The organism is Staphylococcus sp. TE8, assembly GCF_000692055.1.
Lineage (GTDB): Bacteria > Bacillota > Bacilli > Staphylococcales > Staphylococcaceae > Staphylococcus > Staphylococcus capitis.
Genome location: NZ_JMGB01000001.1, coordinates 1124794 through 1144944, shown reverse-complemented (window position 1 = coordinate 1144944; position 20151 = coordinate 1124794). Strand labels below are relative to the sequence as shown.

The window sequence follows — 20151 nt, the reverse complement described above, 5'->3', positions numbered from 1 at the left end:
CAGAAGTTTTATTCTTAGTGAATCATTTCTGTCTTGCTCTCTTTTAATTTTGCTAGAAAATAGTATAATGCTTTAGTATCCAAATTTATAAAATGATTAGCGTTCGGGGTAATCATTTTCCGATTAAAGAATTTATTAAAGTGAAAGAGAAGTGTTATCAGTGATTTATTTAGACAATGCAGCCACTACAAAAGCTGATCAAGATGTTATTGATTCCTTCGTTAAAGTGAATCAATCATTGTACTTCAATCCTAATAGCCCTCATCAAGCTGGCTTACAAGCTGAACAAGTACTGAAGCAAGCTAAAGAAGAAATAGACAGTGCTTTAAATTTAAATCACCTGTATCATATCGTATTTACAAGTGGTGCTACAGAATCTAACAATATGGCTCTTAAAGGAATCGCTTATAGGAAAAGGGAAACAGCTAATGAAATTATAACCTCTGTTCTAGAACATCCCTCTGTTTTAGAAGTGATGAGATATTTAGAGGAGAAACAAGGTTTTAAACTTAAATATGTTGATGTTAAGAGTGATGGTAAAATTGATACTGAACATTTAAAATCTTTAATGTCAGATAAAGTTGGGTTGGTCACATGTATGTACGTGAATAATATTATGGGCCAAATTCAACCAATTCAAGATATTGTTAACATCTTAAAAGACTATCCACGAGCACATTTACATGTGGATGCTGTACAAGCACTTGGGAAAGTGTCTATGAATTTAAATGGTGTTGATAGCTTGAGTTTAAGCGGACATAAATTTAATGGTTTAAAAGGACAAGGACTTTTAATTATTAAAAATATACAAAATATTGAGCCAGTTGTGCATGGTGGCGGTCAAGAGTATGGTTTGAGAAGTGGCACTGTTAATTTGCCAATGGCTGTTTCAATGGTGAAATCAATCAAACTTACCATGGGTCGTTTAGATGAAGCCCGTCGTAAATTAAATAAAATGAATCAGTCAGTTAGAACATTTTTAGAAGAATTTAGAGGCGTTTACATTAATTCCCCTAAGGATAGTGCACCCCAAATTATTAATGTTAGCTTTCCAGGTGTTAAAGGTGAAGTGCTTGTTAATGCTTTTTCAAAACATGGTGTAATGATATCAACAACAAGTGCTTGCTCATCTAAACGTGGGAAACTTAACGAAGTGCTATTAGCAATGGGAGTTCCTGATGCAAGAATAGAAGGTAGTATAAGAATATCTATGGGAGTTCATACAACTGAAGAGGATATTCAAAGATTTAAAGAAGTATTTGAACAAGTATATGAAGAAGTTAAGGAGTTGTTAAAATAATGCACTACGATCATTTGCTCGTAAGATATGGTGAATTGACGTTAAAAGGTACAAATCGTAAAATGTTCGTTAATCAATTAAAGGATAACGTAAAACGCGCGTTAATTCCCTTACAAGGGTACCATGTAAAAGGTAAACGAGATCGCATGTATGTCGATATGGATCAAGATGCGGATATGAATGAAATTATTCACCGTTTAACTAAAGTTTATGGAATTAAATCCATAAGTCCTGTGATTAAGACCGATAAAACAGAAGAAGCAATATATGAAGCAGCGATTCAACTAGCTCGTGATTTTGATGAAGGCTCTACTTTTAAAATAGATGTAAAACGTGTAGATAAATCCTTTCATTTAGATACCTATGCTTTACAACGTGAAGTTGGTGGCGCAATACTGAAGAATGTTGAAGGTGTTTCGGTTAATGTTAAACAACCTGACCATGAAGTGAGAGTTGAAATACGTTTGGATGCGGTGTATATCTTCGAAAAAATTATTCAAGGTTCAGGAGGCTTACCTGTAGGAACTGGTGGCAAGACGTTACTTATGTTAAGTGGCGGTATCGATTCACCGGTGGCAGGTATGGAAGTAATGAAACGTGGGGTTACAATTGAGGCAATTCACTTTCATAGTCCACCATTTACTAGTGAGAAAGCTAAAGATAAAGTGATTGAACTCACACGTATTTTATCAGAGCGTGTAGGACCTATTAAATTACACATTGTTCCTTTTACTGAACTACAGAAGCAAATTAATAAGGTTGTTCACCCTCGATATACAATGACTTCAACACGACGCATGATGATGCGTGTTTCCGATGCGTTAGTTCATAAAATTGGTGCAAATGCCATCGTTAATGGGGAAAATTTAGGTCAAGTTGCAAGTCAAACACTAAAGAGTATGTATGCCATTAATCATGTAACTTCCACACCAGTTTTAAGGCCATTATTAACACTCGATAAAGAAGACATTATTAAAAAGGCTCGAGATATTGGTACTTATGAAACATCTATCCAGCCATTTGAAGATTGCTGTACAATCTTTACACCTAAAAATCCTGTAACCGAACCTGACTTTGATAAAGTTGAGAAATATGAAGGGGTATTCAATTTTGATGATATGGTTCAAACAGCAGTGGATAATATTGAAACGATGACTATCGATCAAAATTATAAAAGTGAGAAAGAACAATCAACTGATGCTTTAATTGAAGATTTATTTTAAAAATTAAGTATTGGCGAGCGAACCATCAAATAATAAAGGGGAGAATGAAGTAAGTGGATTGGCATCTATCTGTAATCGTTACTATTATGTTTTTTGGGTTTATCGCCTCGTTTATTGATTCAGTAGTTGGTGGTGGTGGATTAATTTCTACTCCTGCACTTTTAGCAGTAGGGTTACCACCCTCAATGGCATTAGGAACCAATAAATTTGCAAGTTCATTTAGTACATTAACAAGTGCTTTTAAATTTATACGTTCTGGAAAAGTAGATTTAAAAGTAGTCGGGAAGCTTTTCCCATTTGTATTTATTGCATCAGGAGCAGGAGCAATCTTAGCAACTTATTTACCCGCGAATATATTAAAGCCACTCATTATTGTCGTTTTAACGATAGTTATTGTATACACTATTGTAAAAAAAGATTGGGGTAGTGTCAGAAGCTTCACTTCATTTACATTTATTAAGGCATTCATTTTTTCAATCATGTTTATCATTTTAGGATTTTATGATGGCTTTTTAGGTGGAGGTACGGGCTCATTCATGTTATTTACTTTACTCATGTTTGGGTTTGACTTTTTAAGTGCAGCTGGTAATGCAAAAGTTCTGAACTTTGCATCAAATATTGGTGGGTTATTACTTTTTATCATGCTAGGTCAGGTCAATTTTACTTATGGATTCATTATGGCACTAAGTATGATTGTAGGTTCTTATTTTGGTGCTCATTTTGCTTTGAAAAAGGGCGTTGGATACGTTAAAAATTTATTTATTTTAGTAACTGCAGTCCTTATATTAAAAAATATATATGATTATGTAATGCAGTTGATGCACTAATCTTTAGTAACTGACGTTAAGATTATTCGTTTAATGTAGATGTCAGTTTTTTTGGATGTATATGTAATTAATGATACGTATAAGAGTTTAATGCTCATTTGAAAATTAAATTGTTTACATTAAAAAATTGAATTACTACTAAAATTTGTCGTATGATAATATTAAATACTTAAAATATAGGAGGTCATCATAATGACTGAAATTACTTTTAAAAATGATCCTATTACATTGTCAGGTCAACAGGTAAAAGAAGGTGACATTGCACCCGACTTTACTGTATTAGACAATAGTTTAAATCAAATAACATTAGAAGATTATAAAGGGAAAAAGAAATTAATTAGTGTAGTTCCTTCTATTGATACAGGAGTATGTGACCAACAAACACGTAAATTTAATGAAGAAGCATCTCAAGAAGATGGTGTAGTATTAACAATTTCTGTTGATTTACCATTCGCTCAGAAAAGATGGTGTGCGTCTAATGGTTTAGAAAATGTTGTTACATTAAGTGATCACAGAGACCTATCTTTCGGTGAAAACTTTGGGGTAGTCATGGAAGAATTAAGATTATTAGCACGCTCAGTTTTTGTATTAGATGAAAGTAACAAAATTGTTTATAAAGAAATTGTTAGTGAAGGTACTAACTTCCCAGATTTTGATTCTGCTTTAGAAGCGTATCGCAACATTTAAGTTGAATTCGTATCATTGACAGTGATTAACTAAGTGTCCATACTTATTTAAGAAATTGAAAGTTAGATAAAGTGTTTAATTTCTATAAATTATGAATGGGCACTTTTGGTTAGAGAGGGTTTTTTATGGCTGAAGAAAATACAATTATGGAACGCTTATTCCATGCATTAGATGAAAAAGCTAAATCCTTAAATGAAGAAAATGGACAAAGCTTCATTGAAAATTTAGGGTTAGCTACGGAGGAAATTTATACCAATAAAAGAGATTTACTCGAACAAGCTACACTTCAAGATAGAAGAAAAGCATTTCAATTTGCATATTTAAGTTTAATGCAAGAAGAAAATATTCAAGCAAATCACCAAATTACTCCTGATTCAATAGGTTTAATACTTGGTTTCTTAGTTGAACGATTCATGCAAGATAAAGAGGAGATGCATGTTGTTGATATCGCTAGTGGTGCTGGACACTTAAGTGCTTCTGTTAAGGAGGTACTTTCGGATAAAACAACGATGCATCATCTCATTGAAGTAGACCCAGTGTTATCTAGAGTAAGTGTACATTTAGCTAACTTCTTAGAAATTCCATTTGATGTATACCCTCAAGATGCTATTATGCCACTGCCTTTAGAAGAAGCAGATGTGGTAATTGGAGACTTCCCAATTGGCTATTATCCAGTAGATGAGCGTAGTAAAGAAATGAAACTTGGCTTTGATGAGGGGCACAGTTACTCTCATTATTTATTAATTGAACAAGCTATAAATGCATTAAAAGGGGCAGGTTATGCGTTTTTAGTCGTTCCAAGTAACATTTTTACTGGAGATAAAGTGAAACAGTTAGAAAAATTCATTGCTACAGATACTGAAATGCAAGCATTTTTAAATCTACCAACAACGTTATTTAAAAATGAAAAAGCACGAAAATCTATACTTATTTTACAGAAAAAACAACCTCAAGAGACTAAACCTGTTGAAGTCTTATTAGCTAATATTCCTGATTTTAAAAATCCACAGCAATTTCAAGGATTTATTAGTGAATTAAATCAATGGATGGACACAAATCATACAAAAAAATAATCTGTAACAATATAGTATTCAAACTGTAATAATGATAAAATGAACTGTGTGAAAAATATAACTAAACAAATGATGGAGGACAATGACCTATGTCAAAATTAATTTTGGCGGTAAATGCTGGTAGTTCATCTTTGAAATTCCAGTTAATCAGAATGCCGGAAGAAAAGTTAGTAACCAAAGGCGTCATCGAGCGTATTGGTTTAAGCGATTCTATTTTCACAATTGTAGTTGAAGGGGAAAAGCTTACTGACGTTAGAGATATAAATGATCATGAAGAAGCAGTTAATATTATGTTAGAAAGCTTTAAAGAACATCACATGATTGAAGATATCAATGAAATTGAAGGAACAGGTCACCGTGTAGTGCATGGGGGAGAGAAATTTCCAAAATCAGTAGTTGTAACGGATGAGGTAGAGACTCAAATTGAGGAGTTAAGTGAGTTAGCTCCACTGCATAACCCAGCTAATTTAATGGGAATAAGAGCTTTTAAAAAGTTATTGCCAAATATCCCTCATGTAGCTGTATTTGATACATCTTTCCACCAAACAATGCCTGAACAAGCTTATTTATACAGTTTACCTTATCATTATTATGAAGATTATGGCATTCGTAAATATGGCTTCCATGGTACAAGTCATAAGTATGTATCTAGAAGAGCGGCAGACATTTTAGGAAGACCGATCGAAGATTTAAGAATTATTTCTTGTCACATTGGTAATGGTGCGTCAATAGCTGCGATTGATGGCGGAGAATCAATTGATACATCTATGGGTTTCACTCCATTAGCAGGTGTAACAATGGGTACACGTTCAGGTAATCTAGACCCAGCGTTGATTCCGTTTATTATGGAAAAGACTGGTAAAAACGCAGACGAAGTATTAAATATCTTGAATAAAGAATCCGGTTTACTAGGTTTAACTGGTACGTCAAGTGATTTACGAGACTTAACTGAAGAAGCTAAACACGGACGTCATCGTGCACGTGTAGCACTTGATTTATTTGCATCGAAGATTCATAAATACATTGGCTCTTATGCGGCTAGAATGCATGGCGTTGATGTAATTGTATTCACAGCTGGTATAGGAGAAAATTCTCATATTATTCGAGGTAAAGTTCTAGAGGGACTTGAATTTATGGGTGTATATTGGGATCCGAAGAAAAATGAGAGTCTTCACGGAGATGAAGGGTATATTAACTATCCCCATTCCCCAGTAAAAGTATTAGTTGTACCAACTGACGAGGAAGTTATGATTTCTCGTGACGTTATCAAATATGGTGGACTAAAAGAGGAATCATCCGAAGAACAAAGTGTTAACGCTGAAACTAATAATTAATAGGTGGAAGTACAACTTGTGATCGCATAACCATATGAATGGTTATGCGATTTTTAATTTTTAACTAGAGAGAAATAAAATTAAGAAAACCTATCAACGACTTTTATAATGACGTTGATAGGCTATTAAATGAATATATTCTTACTTTTAAATATTAAATTTAATCTTGATATCTTTCACGTAATCTAGGCGTAGCTACTTGTGGTTGGAAATCTTCAGGAATTTCTTCTGTACGTACAACTAAAACATCACATGGCGCGTGGCGTACGATTGCTTCTGATACTGAACCTACAATAAAACGTTCTACAGCATTTAAACCTGAAGTACCACTCATGATTAAATCAGCACCTACTTCATGTGCTAATTTTTTAGGGATAATCGCTTTAGGTGAGCCAAATTCTAAACGTGTTTCTACATTTTTTACTCCTGCATTTGAAGCTACTTCTTTATAACCTTTAAGTAACTCCTCAGAAAAATGTTTAGATTTCTCAGTGAACTGAGCATCATAGACTTCATAAGAAGAGTATGTTCTTGAATCGATTACATTTACAATTGTTAATTTTGCATCGTTACGTTTAGCAACTCCTACAGCTTTATTAAAAGCCCATTCTGCTTCGTATGAACCGTCGACTGCGATTAAAATATTTTTATACGTAATCATCGCTCGTGCCCCCTTCATGTTTCTTAACTCTATTTTAACATAATTGACAGAATATTTAATTATCAATAATTACAAATTTGTGTAATTTTTATGATTGCGCTTTCAATACTTTCGCGTTAGGATGTAAGAGGAGGTGGATGGAATGAAAATTGGTATTCCAAAGGAGATAAAAAATAACGAGAACAGAGTGAGTTTATCGCCAAGTGGCGTACATGCACTTGTAGAGCAAGGACATACAGTCTTTGTTGAAACAAACGCAGGACTAGGTTCATATTTTGAAGACGTTGACTACAAAGAAGCTGGAGCAGAGATCGTATCTGAACAGGCGAAAATATGGGATGTAGATATGGTAGTCAAAGTTAAAGAACCATTAGAATCTGAATATCAATTCTTTAAAGAGGGGTTAATTCTCTTCACTTATTTACATTTAGCTAATGAAGAAAAATTAACTCAAGCTTTAGTAGATAATAAAGTTATTGGTATTGCATACGAAACAGTGCAATTACCTGATAAATCATTACCATTATTATCACCTATGAGCGAAGTTGCCGGAAGAATGTCAACTCAAATCGGAGCTGAGTTCTTACAAAAAGTTAACGGTGGCATGGGAATATTACTCGGTGGCGTACCAGGTGTACCTAAAGGGAAAGTAACAATTATAGGTGGAGGTCAAGCCGGTACTAACGCAGCTAAGATTGCTTTAGGCTTAGGCGCTGATGTCACTGTGCTTGATGTTAATCCAAAACGTTTACAAGAACTTGATGACTTATTTAATGGAAGAGTACATACAATTATGTCCAATCCACTAAATATTGAAATGTTCGTTAAAGATAGTGACTTAGTTATTGGTGCTGTACTTATTCCAGGTGCTAAAGCTCCAAACTTAGTCACTGAAGATATGATTAAGCAAATGAAAGCAGGATCAGTGATAGTAGATATCGCTATTGACCAAGGTGGTATTTTCGAGACAACTGATAAAATTACTACACATGACGATCCTACTTATACAAAACATGGTGTTGTTCACTATGCTGTGGCTAATATGCCTGGCGCTGTACCACGTACATCAACATTAGCTTTAAATAATGCTACATTACCATTTGCGCAAACTTTAGCTAATAAAGGTTATCGTGAAGCGTTTAAATCAAATCATGCGTTATCCTTAGGATTAAATACCTATAAAGGTCATGTTACGAATAAGGGTGTAGCTGAAGCGTTTAACTTAGAATATACTTCTGTTGAAGATGCGCTTAATCAATAATTAAAAAGAAACTCGGCTAGGTACTAACTTAGCCGAGTTTTATTATGCTTAAATTATTATTTTTGATATTTTGTAAGGATTTCATATCCATTTTCAGTCACTAGAATATCATCTTCGATTCTAACACCTGCAACATCAGGGACATAAATGCCTGGTTCTATAGTTATCACCATTCCCGCTTCTAAAGGGTTCTCATTGGCACTGGAAACGTCTTGATATTCGTGTTCTTCTAATCCTAAGCCGTGGCCTAATCGATGAGGGAAATAGTCGCCGTATCCCGCTTCGCTAATAATATCTCGAGCAATTTTATCAATGTTTTTAATCATTACTCCAGGTTTGATAGCCTCAATCGCAGATTGCTCAGCTTTCAATACGGTTTTATAAATATTTTGAGCATCTTCGCTAGGGTTACCAAATTTTACCGTTCTCGTCATATCACTACAATAATGCTCGTAAACAACACCTAAATCAAATAAAACATACTCATTTTGTTTTAACTTTCTATTACCAGGTGTTCCGTGAGGAGAAGCAGCATGATCCCCGAATAGTACCATAGTGTCAAAACTCATTTCGTTAACACCATATTTTTTTATTTCATTTTCAATATGATTCACGACATCTCGTTCTTCAACACCTTCTTTTAAATAAGCGACGCCGATTTCTATACACTTATCAGCTAATTCAGCGGCTTTCTTAATTTTAGTTACTTCTTCATAGGATTTTATGTTTCTTAAATCTTTAATAGATTGATCTATATCACTATAAACTTGTACATTGAAAGCTTGAGATAATTCACGTTGACGTTTAACAGTCAAATGTTCACTTTCAATCAGTAATGTAGTAAACGTTTGAGGATATAAATCAAAGGGGTTTTGAGTATCTAGGTAACCAATAATTTTTCCCTCATATGGAGAAGCTTTTACTTCTTCTACTTCCATTTTTGGACAAAATAGTACTGGTTCCCCATCAGCTTGAATAAGTAGGGCAAATAAACGTTCATGAGGTTCACTACGGTATCCAGTGAAGTAGTAAATATTAAGTGGCGTCGTAATCCAGGCTGCATCTGCATTTTGTTGTTGTAAGACTTTAATGATTTCATCTATTTTAGTCATTTTAATTTGCCTCCATAGTATTAATGTAATTTAATTTTATTCTAAATAGTCTTAGTTTTCAAAAATCGAATCATGATAAACATGTTTGTAGTCATTTTGATATACAGTGTTATAAGAGGGAGTAGCTAGGGTATAATGATTACAGATAAAATTTGAGGAGGGCTATATAAATGAAACTTTCATTTCATGGTCAATCAACAATCTATTTTGAAGGAAATGGTAAAAAAGTAATTGTCGATCCTTTTATTTCTGGAAATGACAAATGCGATTTAGATGAACAAACATTAGATGTAGACTACATTATTTTAACTCATGGACATGAAGATCATTTTGGTGATGTAGTTGAACTAGCGAACAGAAACCACGCTGTAGTTATTGGTTCTGCGGAATTACAAGGTTACTTATCAACTTATCACGGTGTTGAAAATGTGCATGGTATGAATATCGGTGGTAAAGCTAAATTCGATTTTGGTACTGTAAAATTTGTTCAAGCTTTCCACAGCTCTAGTTTTACACATGAAGATGGTATTCCAGTATATTTAGGTATGCCTATGGGAGTTGTTATCGAAGCTGAAGGTAAAACGATTTATCACACAGGAGATACTGGCTTATTTAGTGATATGAAATTAATTGCAGATAGACATCCTGTTGATGTATGCTTCGTACCTATTGGAGATAACTTTACAATGGGCATTGATGACGCAAGTTATGCGATAAATGAATTAATTAAACCGCAAATCAGTGTACCAATTCACTACAATACTTTCCCATTAATCGAACAGGACCCAAATCAGTTTAAGGATGCTGTTAATGTAGGTGAAGTTCAAATTCTAGAGCCAGGTCAATCAGTTGAATTTTAATTTGATGTTTTGAATAATTTAATGTTTATAAAAAATTCCCGATTCTCAAACTTTTTAAGAAGAATCGGGAATTTCTATTAATTATTTAACGATTAATACAGGGATTGTAGCTCGTTTAGCTACTTTATGACTTACGCTACCGAGTACAAATTTCTTTTTATCTTCAGCTTTACGGTTACTTAAAACAACAATTTCATATTTACCACTATTAGCATGTTTCAATAACTCTTCTTTAGGATTTCCTCTAACAATGATTTGATCATAATCAATACCGTAGTCCTCTAATGCTTTTCTTGTTTTCTCTAAACGTTCGCTTCTTTCTTCAGTTAGTTCATCCAAGTGAACTCCTGCTTTGATAGAAGCTTGAGCATCTTGTTCATTAATAGCATTTAGAATAGTTACAACTGTGTCTTTACCAGCTAAATGAGACACTTCTTTTAATGCTTTTTCATTTTTTAATTGAGTGTCTACACCAAGTAAAATATGTTTATACATAAGTACATCCCTCCTCAACTTTATTTTAATAGAGTTTTAATGGAATTTCCATTTAAATTCATTTTTCTATTCAAAATTAAATAAAAAAGTAATTATGTATATCGTTTTGAATTTCAATTTACTTTAAGTGAAGTTGTGCCATGATTTTTTTGAGGTTAAAAGTTATAATAATGCTATCACTGTTCAATAGAAATAAAGAGGTAACTTGATGACTAAACACGAGCAAATTTTAAATTACATTGAATCACTATCTGTAGGTTCTAAAATTTCTGTTAGAAAGATTGCAAAAGTTTTAGATGTTTCTGAAGGTACAGCATATAGAGCAATTAAAGATGCAGGTCAACTTGGCATTGTTGCTACAATTGATCGTGTAGGTACAGTAAGAATTGAGAAACGTAATAGGGATAATATAGACAATTTAACATTTAATGAAATTGCTAACATTGTTGAAGGTCAAATTTTAGGTGGTAAGAAGGGATTAGGGAAAACTGTATCCAAATTTGCGATAGGAGCAATGGAACTTCAAGATATTTTAAAATATATTGGAAGTCACACATTGCTTATAGTCGGAAACCGCGCAGATGTTCAAATGGAAGCCTTAAAACGAGACACTGCAATATTAATAACTGGTGGATTTCAGCCTTCTAAAGAAGTCGTTGAATATGCAAATGAGCACGAACTGCCCATTATTTCATCAAGTTATGATACATTTCTAGTCGCTAATATTATTAATAGAGCAATGTATAATCAAAAAATTCGTAAAGAAATTCTTGTCGTAGAGGATATTGTCAAACCTATTAACGAGTTATCAGTATTATTTGATTACATGAAAATTAATGACTATAAAAAGTTAGCAAATGATACAGGGCACACTAGATTTCCTATAGTGAATGAGGATTTTAAATTAGTAGGAATAGTTACAAGTAGAGAAATTATTAATATGAATGAAGAGGATGAGTTAGGGAAAATAATGACACGTAATCCTCTTAGTGTAAAGCTTACCAATACAGTGGCTAGTTGTGCGCATATGATGATATGGGAAGGCATTGAATTACTGCCTGTAACTAATAATAATAAAAAAGCTATTGGTGTAATTAATAGACAGGATGTATTGAAGTCAATGCAACTTTTAGGAAGACAGCCGCAAATTGGTGATACAATTAATGATCAAATTGCTAAGCATATTACGATTAATTCAAATGGAATTACTGTTGATGTTTCTCCTTTAGTAACAAATCATTATGGCACATTAAGTAAAGCAGTATTTGTGGGCATTATCGAAGAAACGATTAGACATGAGATGAGAAAGTACAAAAAAGGTAATGTAATGATTGAAAACTTAAATATAGTTTATATCAAAACTGTACCTATTGAATCATCCATCGATGTTCATTATGAAATGCTAGATGTTGGTAGAAATTTTGCTAAGTTAGAAGTAACAATGATTAATAATAACAAAAAGGTTGCAAACGCATTAGTAATTTGTCAAATGTTTGAAGGCTTTTGAGCAATAAATGAGTATTTTAAGGGAGTAATTTAAAATGAAGAATATTATGAATGATATGATGCAAGAAATTGAACAAAACGATACGATCATCATCCATCGTCATGTTAGACCAGACCCTGACGCTTATGGATCACAATTAGGACTTAAATATTATTTAGAGGCTAAATATCCAAATAAGCATATTTATGCAGTCGGAGAAAATGAACCATCTTTAGAATTTATAGGTACTTTTGATGAAATTTCAGATGAAGTTTATAAAGAAGCATTGGTGATCGTTTGTGACACTGCAAATTCTCCGCGTATTGACGACCAACGTTATCAGAATGGTTTAAAAGTATTGAAGATAGACCATCATCCAGCGATAGACCAATATGGCGACATTAATTATGTGAGTACAGAGGCGTCTTCGACAAGTGAAATTATCTATGATTTTATTACACATTTTAACGATGAGCGTATTATAGACGAAAAAACTGCACGTGTATTATATTTGGGCATTGTGGGAGATACAGGAAGATTCTTATTTAACAATACCACTCCGCACACAATGGAAGTGGCTAGTAAATTAATTGCCTTTCCTTTTGACCCTAATGCAGAATTAAATAAAATGTCAGAGAAAGATCCTAAACTTTTACCTTTCCAAGGTTACATATTACAGAATTTCGAATTAGACAATGTGGGTTATTGTCAGGTTAAAATAACTCGCGATATTTTAGAGGAATATAATATTCAACCTAATGAAGCATCTCAATTTGTAAATACTATAGCTGATATTCAAGGTTTGAAAATTTGGATGTTTGGTGTAGATGAAGGAGACCAAATTAGATGTCGAATTCGTTCAAAGGGTAAAATCATTATTAATGATGTAGCAAATGATTTTGGTGGTGGTGGACATCCGAATGCTTCAGGTGTCTCTGTATATAGTTGGACTGAATTTGATAATCTAGCTAATGCATTAAAACAAAAGATTAAATAACTGGAAGGAGTATACAAACATGGTTGCGCATTTAAATATTCATACTGCATACGATTTATTGAACGCAAGTTTGAAAATTGAAGATGTGGTCAATAAAGCTAAAAATGAAGGTTATCGTGCGCTTGCAATTACAGATACCCATGTTTTATATGGCTTTCCTAAGTTTTATGATGCGTGTATAGCAAAAGATATTCATCCGATTTTTGGCATGACGATAACATTAACTGATGGTTTATATACAGTTGAAACAGTCGTATTAGCTCAAAATAATGAAGGGTTAAAAGCGCTATATCAACTTTCTTCTGCAATTAAGATGAAAGAAAAAGAGGAAGTACCTTTAGAATGGCTAAAACGTTACGATAAAAATCTAATTATTATCTTCAAAGATATTGATAATACTCACAAACAAATTATTGAAGCATTTAATGATAAAATACATGTTTATATCAATCATACGAGTAATGATATTGTTAATAGAAAAAAAGTATGGCTTAAGTCAGCAAGATATTTGAATAGAGAAGACGCTGATACCATTTCTGCTTTACAAGCCATCAAAGATAATTCTAAATTAGATATTATTAACGATAGTAAAGATTTTGGTGAGCATTTTCCTGATCAGAAGGAATTTGAAGAGTTAGAAATCGATGAGAAAATAAAACAAAATACTGAAGACATCGTAGACTTATGTAAAGCTGAATTGGTATATCATCAATCGTTACTGCCTCAATATGTCACACCTGATGGAGAAGTTTCAAAAGATTATCTATGGTCAGTATTAATTCGTAAATTGAATGAATGGAATCTGAATAATGAACAATATTTAAATCGACTTAAGCATGAATATGAAATTATAACTAAAATGGGATTTGAAGATTATTTCCTTATAGTTAGTGACCTTATACATTACGCTAAAACACATGACGTAATGGTTGGACCTGGTCGTGGTTCTTCAGCTGGTTCATTAGTCAGTTATTTATTAGAAATAACAACTATCGATCCAATTAAATTTAACCTACTCTTTGAAAGATTTTTAAATCCAGAGAGGGTAACTATGCCTGATATAGATATTGACTTTGAAGATACAAGACGTGAAAAAGTGATTCAATATGTTAAAGAAAAATATGGTGAACTCCATGTTTCTGGTATTGTTACATTTGGTCATTTACTTGCTAGAGCAGTTGGGCGTGATGTCGGAAGAATTATGGGCTTTGATGAAACGACTTTAAATGAGATATCTAAATTAATTCCTCACAAGTTGGGGATTACTCTAGATAAAGCATATCAAGAAGAGGACTTTAAGTCTTTTGTTCACCGAAACCACCGAAATGAACTATGGTTTGAAATGAGTAAAAAATTAGAAGGCTTACCTAGACATACATCAACACATGCAGCAGGAATTATTATTAACGATCAACCTTTATATAAATACGCGCCACTTACATTGGGTGATACAGGTTTATTAACACAATGGACTATGACAGAAGCGGAACGTATTGGTTTATTAAAAATCGATTTTTTAGGTTTACGTAACTTATCTATTATTCATCAAATAGTTAATCAAGTTAAGAAAGATTTAGATGTTGATATAGATGTCGAAGCGATTCCTTTTGATGATAAAAATGTTTTTAAACTTTTATCTCAAGGTGATACTACAGGTATTTTCCAACTAGAATCAGAAGGCGTTAGAAGTGTGCTAAAAAGACTTCAACCAGAGCATTTTGAGGATATTGTTGCCGTAACATCTCTATATCGTCCAGGACCTATGGAAGAGATACCAACATATATTACTCGTAGACATGACCCTTCAAAAGTAGAATATTTGCATAATGATTTAGAATCCATTTTAAAAAGTACGTATGGTGTCATTATCTATCAAGAGCAAATAATGCAAATTGCAAGTAAATTCGCTAACTTTAGTTATGGTGAAGCGGATATCTTACGAAGAGCTATGAGTAAGAAGAATCGTGCAGTATTAGAAAATGAACGTCAACACTTTGTTAATGGCGCCAAACAAAATGGATACAACGAACAAATAAGTAAACAAATTTTTGACTTAATACTTAAATTTGCTGATTACGGTTTCCCTAGAGCGCACGCAGTGAGCTATTCTAAAATAGCCTACATTATGAGTTATTTAAAAGTGTATTATCCAAACTATTTCTATGCCAATATTCTAAGTAATGTTATAGGTAGTGAAAAGAAAACTTCTGCCATTATAGATGAAGCGAAGCATCAAAAATTAAATATTTTACCACCTAATATCAATGAAAGTCATTGGTATTATAAAGCAACTTCAAAAGGTATTTATTTATCTCTAGGAGCTATAAAAGGTGTAGGATACCAGAGTGTTAAAACGATTGTTGATGAAAGATATAATAATGGCAAGTTTAAAGATTTTTTTGATTTTACACGAAGAATTCCTAAAAGGGTTAAAAGTAGAAAATTATTAGAAGCTTTAATTTTAGTTGGTGCGTTTGATCATTTTGGTAAAAATAGAGCTACTCTATTACAAACTATTGATCAAGTTTTAGATACAGCCTCCGATGTCGAGCAGGATGATATGCTTTTCGACATATTAACTCCGAAACAAGCTTATGAAGATAAAGAAGAGTTACCTGATAAAATGCTTAGTGATTATGAAAAAGAGTATTTAGGCTTCTACATATCTAAACATCCGGTTGAGAAAGAATTTGATAAAAAGCAATACTTAGGAATTTATAAACTAGGTAATGCTCAAAATCACCAACCTATATTAGTTCAATTTGATGCAATTAAACAAATAAGAACTAAAAATGGACAGAACATGGCCTTCGTAACCCTTAATGATGGAATGTTGTTAATGGACGGTGTGATATTTCCTGATAAATTCAAGAAATATGAAACTTCAATATCTAATGAAGAAATGTATATAGTCATCGGTAAATTTGAAAAAAGAAATCAGCAACTACAACTTATTATAAATCAGATAATTGAAGTGAATGAATTTAAAAATCAAAAGATTAAAGCATCTAAAAAAGTGATTCTACGTGATACACAATTGATTTCAGATAAGTTGCATGAAATGATATTAGACACACCAATTGAGAAAAATAACATTTTAGAGATTAGTTCGTTTAATGAACAAAATAATGATATAAAACACTTAGGATATATAAATAAAGATGATGAGACAATTTATCAACTTATCGAGTCTGTAAAACCTAGTGATATTAGGTTTATATAACTTTTATCAATTTTTAAACTATGGTATAGTTAACTGATGGTTAAGATAATAACCATCAGTTTTTCTTTGTAATTATTTTTTGTTTTGGTTATACACTGTTTAACTTATAATCGGAAGAAAAAATAATTTTAATAAATAAGAATAGTATCACGAAGAATTATTTAAATTAACGTATTCATTTACATATGAGATGCGTTTCTAACTATTCTTAAAATGAAGTATATTGGGTTTTTAAATATTAGAAATACTAGATTCAACATTCACGATTTTTATCTAATAAGTACAGTTATTTTTTAACTTTAAAATTATTTAAAATAGGGGTTGATTTCATGTCTTTAAGAGACGATGCATTAGAGATGCACAAAGAGAATCAAGGTAAATTAGAAATTACACCAAATATAAAAGTAACTAATAAAGAAGAGCTTAGTTTAGCTTATTCACCTGGTGTTGCTGAACCTTGTAAGGAGATTCATGAAGATTCAAGAAAAGTTTATGATTATACAATAAAGGCAAACACTGTAGCAGTGGTAACTGATGGGACTGCTGTTCTTGGTTTAGGTAATATTGGAGCAGAAGCTAGCATTCCTGTTATGGAAGGTAAAGCGGTATTGTTTAAAAGCTTTGCTGGTATCAACGGCGTACCTATTGCATTAGATACGACAGACACTGATGAAATTGTTAATACTGTGAAATTACTACAGCCTAATTATGGTGGTATTAATCTTGAAGATATTTCAGCACCGAGATGTTTTGAAATAGAGGAAACATTGAAAAAAGAAACTAATATCCCAGTATTCCATGACGATCAACATGGTACAGCAATTGTTACTATGGCTGGTTTAATCAATGCTTTAAGAATTGTTGATAAAGATTTATCAGATATTAAAGTTGTACTAAATGGAGCTGGAGCTGCTGGAATTGCTATTGTAAAACTTTTATATTCTTATGGTGTTAGAGACATGATTATGTGCGACTCTAAAGGAGCTATTTATGAAGGGCGACAACATGGTATGAATGATACTAAATCTTATGTTGCTAACTGGACAAATAAAGATAAAATCGATGGTTCTTTAGAAGAAGTTATTAAAGATGCGGATGTATTTATTGGTGTATCTGTAGCAGACTTATTAACTAAAGATATGGTTAAGAGCATGGCAGATGATCCAATTATCTTTGCTATGGCAAATCCTAACCCTGAAATCAAACCTGATGATGCTAAAGAAGCAGGTGCTAAAGTCATTGGTACAGGACGTTCAGATTTTCCTAACCAGATTAATAATGTCTTAGCTTTCCCTGGTATTTTTAGAGGTGCATTAGATGTTGAAGCAACTCACATCAATGAAGATATGAAAAAAGCGGCTGTAGAAGCAATTGCAGACTTAATTGAAGAGGATGAACTTAATCCTGATTATTGTATTCCTGGACCTTTTGATAAAAGAGTTGCGCCATCTGTTGCTAGAAGCGTAGCCAAAGCTGCTATGGAATCAGGGGTTGCAAGAATCGAAGTTAACCCTCAAGATATTTATGATAAAACAATGAAAGTGACAGATTTAAAATAATTTTGAAGTTGATTTCTATGCTGGTTAGAATATAGTTTATTCATGAGCATATTGAATCAGGAAATTTAAAAAATGGTAGTAACAGAGGTTATTTGGAGGTTTACCAATGTTTAAAGATTTTTTTAATCGAAGTAAGAAAAAGAAATATTTAACAGTTCAAGATTCTAAACAAAATGATGTGCCAGCTGGGATTATGACTAAATGCCCAAAGTGTAAAAAAATTATGTACACTAAAGAATTAGCTGAAAATTTAAATGTGTGCTTCAATTGTGATCACCACATCGCACTCACTGCACATAAGAGAATTGAAGCTATTTCAGATGAAGGGACATTTGTAGAATTCGACAAAGGCATGACCTCTGCGAATCCATTAGATTTCCCTGGCTACATTGAAAAGGTAGAGAAAGATCAACAAAAGACAGGATTAAATGAAGCTGTAGTTACTGGTACTTCTGAACTTGATGGTATTAAATATGGAGTGGCCGTAATGGATGCCCGTTTTAGAATGGGAAGCATGGGATCAGTAGTAGGTGAAAAAATCTGCAGAATTATAGATTACTGTACTGAACACCGTCTACCATTTATTCTCTTTTCAGCAAGTGGTGGTGCCAGAATGCAAGAAGGCATTATTTCACTTATGCAAATGGGAAAAACAAGTGTATCACTTAAACGTCATTCTGATGCAGGCTTATTATATATCTCATATATAACTAACCCGACAACTGGAGGGGTTTCTGCAAGTTTTGCTTCAGTAGGAGATATTAATTTAAGTGAACCTAAAGCGCTTATAGGTTTTGCTGGTAGACGTGTTATTGAACAAACTATTAATGAAAAGTTACCTGATGACTTCCAAACGGCTGAATTTTTATTAGAGCATGGTCAATTAGACAAAGTTATTCATCGTAAAGATATGAAAGAAACGCTTTCTAATATCTTAAATATCCATCAAGAGGTGAGTAAATAATGTTAGATTTTGAAAAGCCACTTTTTGAAATAAGAAATAAAATTGAATCGTTAAAAGAATCTCAAGAGAAAAATGAAGTTGATCTACAAGAAGAAATAGATATGCTTGAAGCGTCGCTTGAGAGAGAAACTAAAAAAGTTTATACCAATTTGAAGCCTTGGGATCGTGTACAGATTGCCCGCTTACAAGAGCGTCCAACTACTTTGGATTATATACCTTATATTTTCGACTCATTTATTGAGCTTCATGGAGATAGAAATTATAGAGATGACCCTGCCATGATTGGTGGAATTGGTTATCTAAACGGACAAGCTGTCACTGTAGTCGGCCAGCAACGTGGTAAAGATACAAAAGATAACATTTATCGTAATTTTGGAATGGCTCATCCAGAGGGATACCGTAAAGCTCTTCGTTTAATGAAACAAGCTGAAAAGTTTAACCGTCCGATCTTTACTTTTATTGATACAAAAGGTGCTTATCCAGGTAAAGCAGCTGAAGAACGTGGTCAGAGTGAATCAATAGCTAAAAATCTAATTGAAATGGCATCACTGACAGTCCCTGTTATCGCAATCGTTATTGGTGAAGGCGGTAGTGGTGGTGCGCTTGGTATAGGTATATCTAATAAAGTACTTATGCTTGAGAATAGTACTTATTCAGTTATTTCACCTGAAGGCGCTGCTGCTTTACTTTGGAAAGATAGTAATTTAGCTAAAATTGCTGCTGAAACTATGAAAATTACAGCTAATGATCTTAAAGGTTTAAATATTGTTGATGAAGTGATTAATGAACCTTTAGGTGGTGCTCATAAAGATATAGAAACACAAGCTTCAACAATTAAAGAAGTTTTTGTGAAACATCTAAATGAATTGAACCAAAAATCTGGTAAAGATTTAGCTAATGATCGTTTCGAGAAATTTAGACACATAGGATCAGTTGTAGAATAAATTATTAAGAGTTAATTGTCTTGATTTAAAGGCTATTAGCTCTTTTTTATGATTTTAGAAAAAATTCATTATTTAAAACGTTTACATCCGTTGAAAGGCTTTCTTTTGATGGAACAGTAAAATAAATTGTGGTAATTTAGAGTTA

General features: G+C 32.9%; 17 protein-coding genes. 14 read left to right on the top strand and 3 right to left on the bottom strand.

The features are described from left to right. The first annotated feature begins 160 nt into the window (after nucleotides 1-160). From CM54_RS05370 to CM54_RS05345, 6 genes are all read left to right on the top strand, one after another. On the top strand, nucleotides 161-1300 hold the full coding sequence (locus CM54_RS05370) for a cysteine desulfurase family protein (protein ID WP_037549445.1): 1140 nt from the start codon (nucleotides 161-163) through the stop codon (nucleotides 1298-1300). Next, complete coding sequence (gene thiI / locus CM54_RS05365; RefSeq protein WP_002453446.1) at nucleotides 1300-2523, top strand: tRNA uracil 4-sulfurtransferase ThiI; 1224 nt, start codon at nucleotides 1300-1302, stop codon at nucleotides 2521-2523. Before CM54_RS05370 ends, thiI begins: the two co-directional genes overlap by 1 nt. 53 nt (nucleotides 2524-2576) lie before the next feature. Next, the gene (locus CM54_RS05360) at nucleotides 2577-3350 is read left to right on the top strand and encodes a sulfite exporter TauE/SafE family protein (protein WP_037549441.1); all 774 of its coding nucleotides are present in this window, start codon (nucleotides 2577-2579) and stop codon (nucleotides 3348-3350) included. Nucleotides 3351-3542: 192 nt separating this feature from the next. After that, complete coding sequence (gene tpx / locus CM54_RS05355; RefSeq protein WP_037549439.1) at nucleotides 3543-4037, top strand: thiol peroxidase; 495 nt, start codon at nucleotides 3543-3545, stop codon at nucleotides 4035-4037. 125 nt (nucleotides 4038-4162) lie between these two features. Next, a complete protein-coding gene (locus tag CM54_RS05350; RefSeq protein ID WP_037549436.1) occupies nucleotides 4163-5110 on the top strand; it encodes a class I SAM-dependent methyltransferase in 948 nt (315 codons plus the stop codon). Between the two features lie 89 nt (nucleotides 5111-5199). Next, nucleotides 5200-6444 (top strand): acetate kinase, encoded by a 1245-nt coding sequence (locus CM54_RS05345; protein WP_037549433.1) that lies wholly within the window; start codon nucleotides 5200-5202, stop codon nucleotides 6442-6444. A gap of 160 nt (nucleotides 6445-6604) precedes the next feature. Here the strand turns inward: CM54_RS05345 and CM54_RS05340 are convergent, their stop codons facing one another. Continuing rightward, nucleotides 6605-7105 carry a universal stress protein gene (locus tag CM54_RS05340; RefSeq protein WP_037549430.1) on the bottom strand — a complete coding sequence of 167 codons (501 nt, stop codon included), beginning with the start codon at nucleotides 7103-7105 and terminating at the stop codon, nucleotides 6605-6607. Nucleotides 7106-7247: 142 nt separating this feature from the next. Between CM54_RS05340 and ald the strand changes: the two genes are divergently transcribed. Next, entirely contained in the window at nucleotides 7248-8366 is a 1119-nt protein-coding gene (ald, locus tag CM54_RS05335) for an alanine dehydrogenase (RefSeq protein ID WP_002469674.1), read from the top strand. Nucleotides 8367-8422: 56 nt separating this feature from the next. Here the strand turns inward: ald and CM54_RS05330 are convergent, their stop codons facing one another. Continuing rightward, a complete protein-coding gene (locus CM54_RS05330; RefSeq protein WP_023350113.1) occupies nucleotides 8423-9478 on the bottom strand; it encodes a M24 family metallopeptidase in 1056 nt (351 codons plus the stop codon). Between the two features lie 170 nt (nucleotides 9479-9648). Here CM54_RS05330 and CM54_RS05325 point away from each other — a divergent pair, with 170 nt between their 5' ends. After that, the gene (locus CM54_RS05325) at nucleotides 9649-10338 is read left to right on the top strand and encodes a metal-dependent hydrolase (protein ID WP_023350114.1); all 690 of its coding nucleotides are present in this window, start codon (nucleotides 9649-9651) and stop codon (nucleotides 10336-10338) included. Between the two features lie 81 nt (nucleotides 10339-10419). On the opposite strand, the gene CM54_RS05320 is transcribed toward CM54_RS05325, so the two are convergent. After that, nucleotides 10420-10833 carry a universal stress protein gene (locus tag CM54_RS05320; protein WP_002434753.1) on the bottom strand — a complete coding sequence of 138 codons (414 nt, stop codon included), beginning with the start codon at nucleotides 10831-10833 and terminating at the stop codon, nucleotides 10420-10422. Nucleotides 10834-11041: 208 nt separating this feature from the next. Here CM54_RS05320 and CM54_RS05315 point away from each other — a divergent pair, with 208 nt between their 5' ends. The 6 genes from CM54_RS05315 to CM54_RS05290 all read left to right on the top strand — a co-directional run bounded on the left by CM54_RS05315 (nucleotide 11042) and on the right by CM54_RS05290 (nucleotide 20006). Further along, nucleotides 11042-12340, top strand: coding sequence for a DRTGG domain-containing protein (locus CM54_RS05315; protein ID WP_037549424.1), 1299 nt, complete (start codon nucleotides 11042-11044; stop codon nucleotides 12338-12340). 34 nt (nucleotides 12341-12374) lie between these two features. Then, nucleotides 12375-13316 (top strand): DHH family phosphoesterase, encoded by a 942-nt coding sequence (locus CM54_RS05310; protein ID WP_023350115.1) that lies wholly within the window; start codon nucleotides 12375-12377, stop codon nucleotides 13314-13316. 19 nt (nucleotides 13317-13335) lie between these two features. Beyond that, nucleotides 13336-16539 (top strand): DNA polymerase III subunit alpha, encoded by a 3204-nt coding sequence (locus CM54_RS05305; RefSeq protein WP_037549419.1) that lies wholly within the window; start codon nucleotides 13336-13338, stop codon nucleotides 16537-16539. 329 nt (nucleotides 16540-16868) lie between these two features. Beyond that, nucleotides 16869-18098, top strand: coding sequence for an NAD(P)-dependent malic enzyme (locus CM54_RS05300; RefSeq protein WP_037549416.1), 1230 nt, complete (start codon nucleotides 16869-16871; stop codon nucleotides 18096-18098). 106 nt (nucleotides 18099-18204) lie between these two features. Further along, complete coding sequence (gene accD / locus CM54_RS05295) at nucleotides 18205-19062, top strand: acetyl-CoA carboxylase, carboxyltransferase subunit beta (RefSeq protein ID WP_002434776.1); 858 nt, start codon at nucleotides 18205-18207, stop codon at nucleotides 19060-19062. After that, complete coding sequence (locus CM54_RS05290) at nucleotides 19062-20006, top strand: acetyl-CoA carboxylase carboxyltransferase subunit alpha (protein WP_037549413.1); 945 nt, start codon at nucleotides 19062-19064, stop codon at nucleotides 20004-20006. The genes accD and CM54_RS05290 overlap by 1 nt, the downstream gene beginning before the upstream one ends. Nucleotides 20007-20151: the final 145 nt, after the last annotated feature.

Excerpts from the sequence above, each read along its gene's own strand:
- CM54_RS05330 (WP_023350113.1), bottom strand. The coding sequence starts at position 9,478 with ATGACTAAAATAGATGAAATCATTAAAGTCTTACAACAACAAAATGCA.
- thiI (WP_002453446.1), top strand. The coding sequence starts at position 1,300 with ATGCACTACGATCATTTGCTCGTAAGATATGGTGAATTGACGTTAAAA.
- tpx (WP_037549439.1), top strand. The coding sequence starts at position 3,543 with ATGACTGAAATTACTTTTAAAAATGATCCTATTACATTGTCAGGTCAA.
- accD (WP_002434776.1), top strand. The coding sequence starts at position 18,205 with ATGTTTAAAGATTTTTTTAATCGAAGTAAGAAAAAGAAATATTTAACA.
- CM54_RS05315 (WP_037549424.1), top strand. The coding sequence starts at position 11,042 with ATGACTAAACACGAGCAAATTTTAAATTACATTGAATCACTATCTGTA.
- CM54_RS05325 (WP_023350114.1), top strand. The coding sequence starts at position 9,649 with ATGAAACTTTCATTTCATGGTCAATCAACAATCTATTTTGAAGGAAAT.
- CM54_RS05340 (WP_037549430.1), bottom strand. The coding sequence starts at position 7,105 with ATGATTACGTATAAAAATATTTTAATCGCAGTCGACGGTTCATACGAA.
- CM54_RS05305 (WP_037549419.1), top strand. The coding sequence starts at position 13,336 with ATGGTTGCGCATTTAAATATTCATACTGCATACGATTTATTGAACGCA.
- CM54_RS05345 (WP_037549433.1), top strand. The coding sequence starts at position 5,200 with ATGTCAAAATTAATTTTGGCGGTAAATGCTGGTAGTTCATCTTTGAAA.
- CM54_RS05350 (WP_037549436.1), top strand. The coding sequence starts at position 4,163 with ATGGCTGAAGAAAATACAATTATGGAACGCTTATTCCATGCATTAGAT.
- CM54_RS05290 (WP_037549413.1), top strand. The coding sequence starts at position 19,062 with ATGTTAGATTTTGAAAAGCCACTTTTTGAAATAAGAAATAAAATTGAA.
- CM54_RS05320 (WP_002434753.1), bottom strand. The coding sequence starts at position 10,833 with ATGTATAAACATATTTTACTTGGTGTAGACACTCAATTAAAAAATGAA.
- CM54_RS05300 (WP_037549416.1), top strand. The coding sequence starts at position 16,869 with ATGTCTTTAAGAGACGATGCATTAGAGATGCACAAAGAGAATCAAGGT.
- ald (WP_002469674.1), top strand. The coding sequence starts at position 7,248 with ATGAAAATTGGTATTCCAAAGGAGATAAAAAATAACGAGAACAGAGTG.
- CM54_RS05310 (WP_023350115.1), top strand. The coding sequence starts at position 12,375 with ATGAAGAATATTATGAATGATATGATGCAAGAAATTGAACAAAACGAT.